General features: G+C 47.3%; 5 protein-coding genes. 2 read left to right on the top strand and 3 right to left on the bottom strand.

Annotated elements, in window-relative coordinates:
* Window positions 1-1,769 (bottom strand): chromosome segregation ATPase (locus IQ242_RS16035; protein ID WP_193960645.1); only part of this gene is annotated, 1,769 nt, incomplete at its 3' end.
* Between the two features lie 63 nt (window positions 1,770-1,832).
* Window positions 1,833-2,747: an Hsp33 family molecular chaperone HslO gene (gene hslO / locus IQ242_RS16030; RefSeq protein ID WP_193960644.1), complete on the bottom strand. Its 915-nt coding sequence runs from the start codon at window positions 2,745-2,747 to the stop codon at window positions 1,833-1,835.
* A gap of 84 nt (window positions 2,748-2,831) precedes the next feature.
* On the opposite strand from hslO, the gene IQ242_RS16025 reads away from it, so the two are divergent.
* Together IQ242_RS16025 and ffh are read left to right on the top strand one after the other, a co-directional pair.
* Entirely contained in the window at window positions 2,832-3,215 is a 384-nt protein-coding gene (locus tag IQ242_RS16025) for a hypothetical protein (RefSeq protein WP_193960643.1), read from the top strand.
* Window positions 3,216-3,385: 170 nt separating this feature from the next.
* Complete coding sequence (ffh, locus tag IQ242_RS16020; protein ID WP_193960642.1) at window positions 3,386-4,822, top strand: signal recognition particle protein; 1,437 nt, start codon at window positions 3,386-3,388, stop codon at window positions 4,820-4,822.
* A 3-nt stretch (window positions 4,823-4,825) separates the two neighbouring features.
* Here the strand turns inward: ffh and IQ242_RS16015 are convergent.
* Window positions 4,826-5,224: AIR synthase-related protein (locus IQ242_RS16015; RefSeq protein ID WP_255520662.1), on the bottom strand; the 399-nt coding region annotated here is incomplete at its 5' end.

The raw sequence follows: 5,224 nt of genomic DNA, 5'->3' as shown, positions 1-5,224 counted from the left end.
TTATTAGCTTGGTCCGTGGCTAAAGACAAAAGCTGATAACTCCAACGTTCCAGCAATTCAGTCCGTTGCACACCCGCATCGGTTTTAGTGGAAATATTGGTAACTAAAGCAATCGCTCGGGTTAAACCTTCTGCGGTTCCCATCGCCGCTAATTGATTAGCCTGTTGGAGTTTTTGACGGGCCCGCAACTCTCGGCGCCAACGACGGATATTTTGGGATGCTTCCGCGGAAAGAGTGCGACCAGGGGGAATTTGATTGGCAGTGTCGATCGCTGTGCTATAGTCTTTGAGATTGGCCAAAGCTTGAGCCTGATCTAAAATGGGTTGATCCTCCATGCGTTCAATCCGTACTTGCCAGTCGTCAATTTCCCGTTGGGCATCTCGGTATAAGGCCCGATTTTTACCAATAGCCTGCGCCTGAATAATAGCGTTACTGAGGGAATTAATATCGCCGGGGATAGCGATTTCCCGCGCCCGTTCTAAAATCGGCTGGTCTTCTATGACTTGTATTTGACGATTCCAAGAGCCAATTTCCTGCTGTGCTTGCGACCAGAGGGGATTGTTACGGGGAACCTCGCCCGCTTTCGCGATAGCGGCGCTATACTGCTCGATTGTACCTGCTTGTGCTAAATCTCTAGCCTCGGACAGTATTTTTACATCCTGTACCTGTAACTGCCAGCGTTCCCTCATAGCTAGGGCCGTTTGATGGAGAGGTCGAGAAGCGTCGATTTGTTCTAGTCCCAGTATGCCGGCTTCCAATCCCTCCACCGTGCCGGCTTCCGCATCTAAGGCCGCTTCGGACAAGAGGGACCAATCGGTGACATCTTCTTTAATTTTGAGGCCTTTGGGGGTTTGGTTAGCCAAATCCCGGAGAGCTTGCCATTGCTTCCGCTCAATTAATCTTTCGGCGTATTCTTTTAGTTTATCCTCGGTTTTCCCGATTAATTTTTGGGACTCCTGATAGGCATAACTGCTGGCTTGAATTTTTCTAGCTTCTTCGATGACTTTCAACCAATTGTCGAGACCGCCCCGGGCAAAGAGATTAAAGGCATTATCTAATTTACTGCTATCTTCCCGGGCGACGGTAATTTTAGCGAGCGCTTCATTATATTTAACCGTTGCCCAATATTCGTTATTTAAGTTCAATAAATCCACTGCTAGACGGAAAGATTGATTCCAGTTGGAAGCGCGGAGATTTTCCTCTAGTTTGCTTAATATCTCGTTGCCTTCCGTCCAAGTTCCTTGCCACTTAGCGATTCTTTCTTCAATAATTGCCGCTACTGCCATATTATTGGGGATTTGACGAGCTTTAGCGATCGCTTGCTCTAAATTTCCCGCTTGATAGTCTTTTTCAGCCAAATTCAGGATATCTCGCGCCCACTCTTCCACCTGTTGATTAACTTGCGATCGCAGGGGATGGTCATCGGGTAAAGCTTCCACTAGGGCAATTGCTGAGAGTAATCCTTCCACGGTGCGACTATCGGCGGAAAGTTGAGCGCAGTAGAGACGCAGGGAGGCAGAAGCAATAGGCCAGAAGATTTTCGGGCAATTGGGCGACTTCTGCATATTTAATAACTGCCAAGTGGCGAGAAAGCCAACACTGCCAAAGACCACCACAAATAAAGCCGCCCAAACTTTCCAAGTGAAACGATGCTGGTATCGGGACCAAAAGAGAAAAAGAAAAGACTTAGTTTTCTCTGGCCAACGAGTCAGGGAGTCAATCGATTCTCGTTTGACTAGATTTTTGGTTAATTCTTTTCCTTTAAACATTCACGACTCCCTGACAGATATTTTAGATAGATTTTACCCTAATGGCGCTCATTGCCCGACTTCTCAGCAAGATTCAGCTTGTAGAGACTCGACTAATTCGATTAATTGTCTCTCGTTGGCACTATACACTTCCTGGCAAAACTCACAGATGGCTTCCGCTTGTTTATCCTTTTCGATGATGTCTTTTAATTCATCGACCCCGAGGAATTTTAAAGCTCCTAAGGCCCGTTCAAAAGAACAATCACAATCAAAACGCAGCATCTGCACAGCCGGAAAAATTTCTAGACCCATATCTCCGAGAAGTTCCTGAAAAATATCTTCTAGACCCTTTCCTGCCCGTAAAAGAGGCGTAAATCCCGTTAATTTTCGCAATCTCGACTCTAAACGAGCCACTAAGACCTCATCCCTGGCGGCCTCTTTCGAGAGAACTTGTAATAAAATTCCCCCGGCAGCCGTTACTCCTGTGGTCGTACCGACAAAAACCCCCACTTGCAAAGCGGAGGGAATTTGTTCCGATTGGTCCAGGTAGTAGGCGATATCTTCCCCCACTTCCCCAGAAACTATCTCGACGATGCTTTCCTGAAGTTCATTTCTCTCCTCACCTTTTTCTTCCCGCAAGACTCGCACATAACCTTTGTTACCCACGGCGCGACCCACATCTAATTTACCCTGAGCATTGGGGAGTAATTCCACCTGGGGACAGTCCACATAACCCCGCACCGTGCCATCGAGTCCAGCATCAACTAAAACACCGCCTAGGGGACCGTCGCCTTTAATGCGAATATTGACCCTAGAACCGGGTTTTTTTAAACTGGAAGCCAAGAGTAAAGCCGATGCCATCGTGCGACCGAGAGCGGCAGTGGCTACGTTAGATAATTTATGTCTTTGGCGAGCTTCTTCGGTTAAACGAGTGGTAATCACTCCTACTACTCTAATTCCGCCATCGGCGGCCGTGGCGCGGATTAATTTATCTGCCATACTACTTACTGTTATCCTTGGAAAACGCTGTCCCGATTTTTAGTTATTCTTTAACTAACTTAACAAAAATTATCAGACAACAATATGTTCGGCAATTTTCAACAAAGTCAGCTGCGTATCGAAATCTCGGCCAGTGAACAGGCTATCCGGGATAGTTTGCTCAAAACTGCTCATCTCCGTCAATGGCTGTGGCCGCAAATGCTCTCGCCCAATCTACCCGATAAATTAGAGGAAGGCTTGACTTTTACCTCTTGGTTAGGTTTAATTCCCATACAACATCAGGTTTTATTAGCCAATGACCAGTGTTTACGCTTGCTTTTGAGTCAAGGTATCGATGGCTATCACGAATGGTATTGGGGCGATGGTTGGTTACAATCGCGTTTAGAAGGCATTTCCCTCCTTCCCCTCAATCTCGGTCAGACTCTCAGTTTGTTGAAATTACGACTATTTTTGAGCAATCAAAAGTAAATCGCACTTTAAAAACCCAATTATGGATTGTCTCTCCCCGCTGCTCACTCTCCTACACCGGGAGATTGGCTGCACTATGCAGGTCTGGGACCAATGACAGGGCAAGAACGGGGGTCTTCACCCGACATTTGAGATAAAATCGATCTAGTTAAAAATTTAATTCCGAAACTATGTTCGACGCACTGGCCGACCGCTTAGAAGACGCATGGAAAAAATTACGAGGTCAAGATAAAATCTCCTCGGCCAATATACAAGAAACCCTCAAAGAAGTCCGGCGGGCCTTATTAGAAGCAGATGTTAACCTACAGGTGGTCAAGGGATTTATTGCTGAGGTCGAGAAACAAGCCCTCGGCGCTGAAGTGATTTCCGGAGTCAATCCCGGTCAGCAATTTATCAAAATTGTCTATGATGAATTAGTTAAAATTATGGGGGAAAGTAACGTCCCCCTAGCTCAGGCCGATAAACCCCCCACCGTAATTTTAATGGCCGGGTTGCAAGGGACAGGAAAAACCACCGCCACCGCCAAATTAGCCCTATATCTCCGCAAACAGTCCAAAAGCTGCCTGATGGTGGCTACCGATGTTTACCGTCCGGCGGCCATTGACCAATTAATCACCCTCGGTAAACAGATAAATGTTCCCGTCTTCGAGATGGGTTCTCAGGCTAATCCCGTCGATATCGCCCGTCAAGGTGTGGAAAAAGCCAAAGAATTGGGCGTAGATACCGTTATCATCGACACCGCCGGTCGTTTGCAGATAGATACCCAGATGATGGGCGAACTAGCACAAATCAAGAAAATTGTCAAGCCCGACGACACTTTATTAGTGGTGGATGCCATGACCGGTCAGGAAGCGGCCAGTCTTACCAACACTTTTCACCAACAAATTGGCATCACGGGGGCAATTCTCACCAAACTTGATGGCGATACTCGCGGTGGGGCGGCCCTATCAGTGCGGCAAATATCGGGACAACCGATTAAATTTGTTGGGGTTGGGGAAAAAGTCGAAGCTTTAGAGCCATTTTATCCCGATCGCCTGGCCAGTCGCATCCTCAATATGGGTGATGTCCTGACCCTAGTGGAAAAAGCTCAGGAACAGTTAGATCTAGAAGACGCGGCCAAAATGCAGGCCAAGATTTTAGAGGCTAAGTTTGATTTTAATGACTTCCTTAAACAGATGCGGCTGTTAAAAAATATGGGTTCCCTGGGGGGAGTCTTAAAGTTAATCCCTGGTCTAGGCAAACTGAGCGGGACAGACATCGAAAAGGGCGAAAAAGAGTTAAAACGCACGGAAGCGATGATTAATTCCATGACCACGGAGGAACGCGCTAACCCCGATTTATTGGCTAAGTCTCCTAATCGTCGTCGTCGCATTGCCAAAGGTTCGGGACATCCGGAAACGGAAGTGACCAAACTAATTACTAATTTCACCAGAATGCGATCGATGATGCAACAGATGGGACGGGGACAAATGCCCGCTATGCCGGGGATGCCCGGGATGGGTGGCGGAATGTTTGGGGGTGGCAATCAACCGGGGTTCCGCGGTCAGGGTGGCAGCCCGAAAAAACCGAAGAAAATCAAGAAAAAGAAAGGTTTTGGCGATTTATAGAGGCTAAAAATGTTGAAATCCAGAGCTTAAACTGAGGTTTCTACCATCGGCTAATTTTATCTCTCTCCCGGGGACAATTTGACCGATTATCGCCCCCTCTTCCCCCACTTTCTCCAACAATTCTCTGGCACTGTCCGGAGGCAAACACAAAACTAACTCAAAGTCTTCACCGCCGTATAAAGCCCATTCTAGAGCTTTTTCGGCTCCTACATATTCTTTCAGGGTTGGATGCAGGGGAATCCTCTCGATTTCGGCACCAACCCCACTACAGCGACAAATTTGCATGATGGCATCTGCTAACCCGTCACTGCTATCCATGCCGGCAATGGGAAATTGCTTGACAATTTTTTGTAAATGTGGTATGCAATCGAGTCTCGGTCGCGGCCGTTGATGAGCTTGGAT

It is taken from the genome of Microcystis sp. LEGE 08355, from assembly GCF_015207185.1.
In the GTDB taxonomy this organism is placed as follows: Bacteria; Cyanobacteriota; Cyanobacteriia; order Cyanobacteriales; family Microcystaceae; genus Microcystis; species Microcystis panniformis.
This window is presented reverse-complemented; position numbering and strand designations above follow the sequence as displayed.

Excerpts from the sequence above, each read along its gene's own strand:
- IQ242_RS16025 (WP_193960643.1), top strand. The coding sequence starts at position 2,832 with ATGTTCGGCAATTTTCAACAAAGTCAGCTGCGTATCGAAATCTCGGCC.
- hslO (WP_193960644.1), bottom strand. The coding sequence starts at position 2,747 with ATGGCAGATAAATTAATCCGCGCCACGGCCGCCGATGGCGGAATTAGA.
- ffh (WP_193960642.1), top strand. The coding sequence starts at position 3,386 with ATGTTCGACGCACTGGCCGACCGCTTAGAAGACGCATGGAAAAAATTA.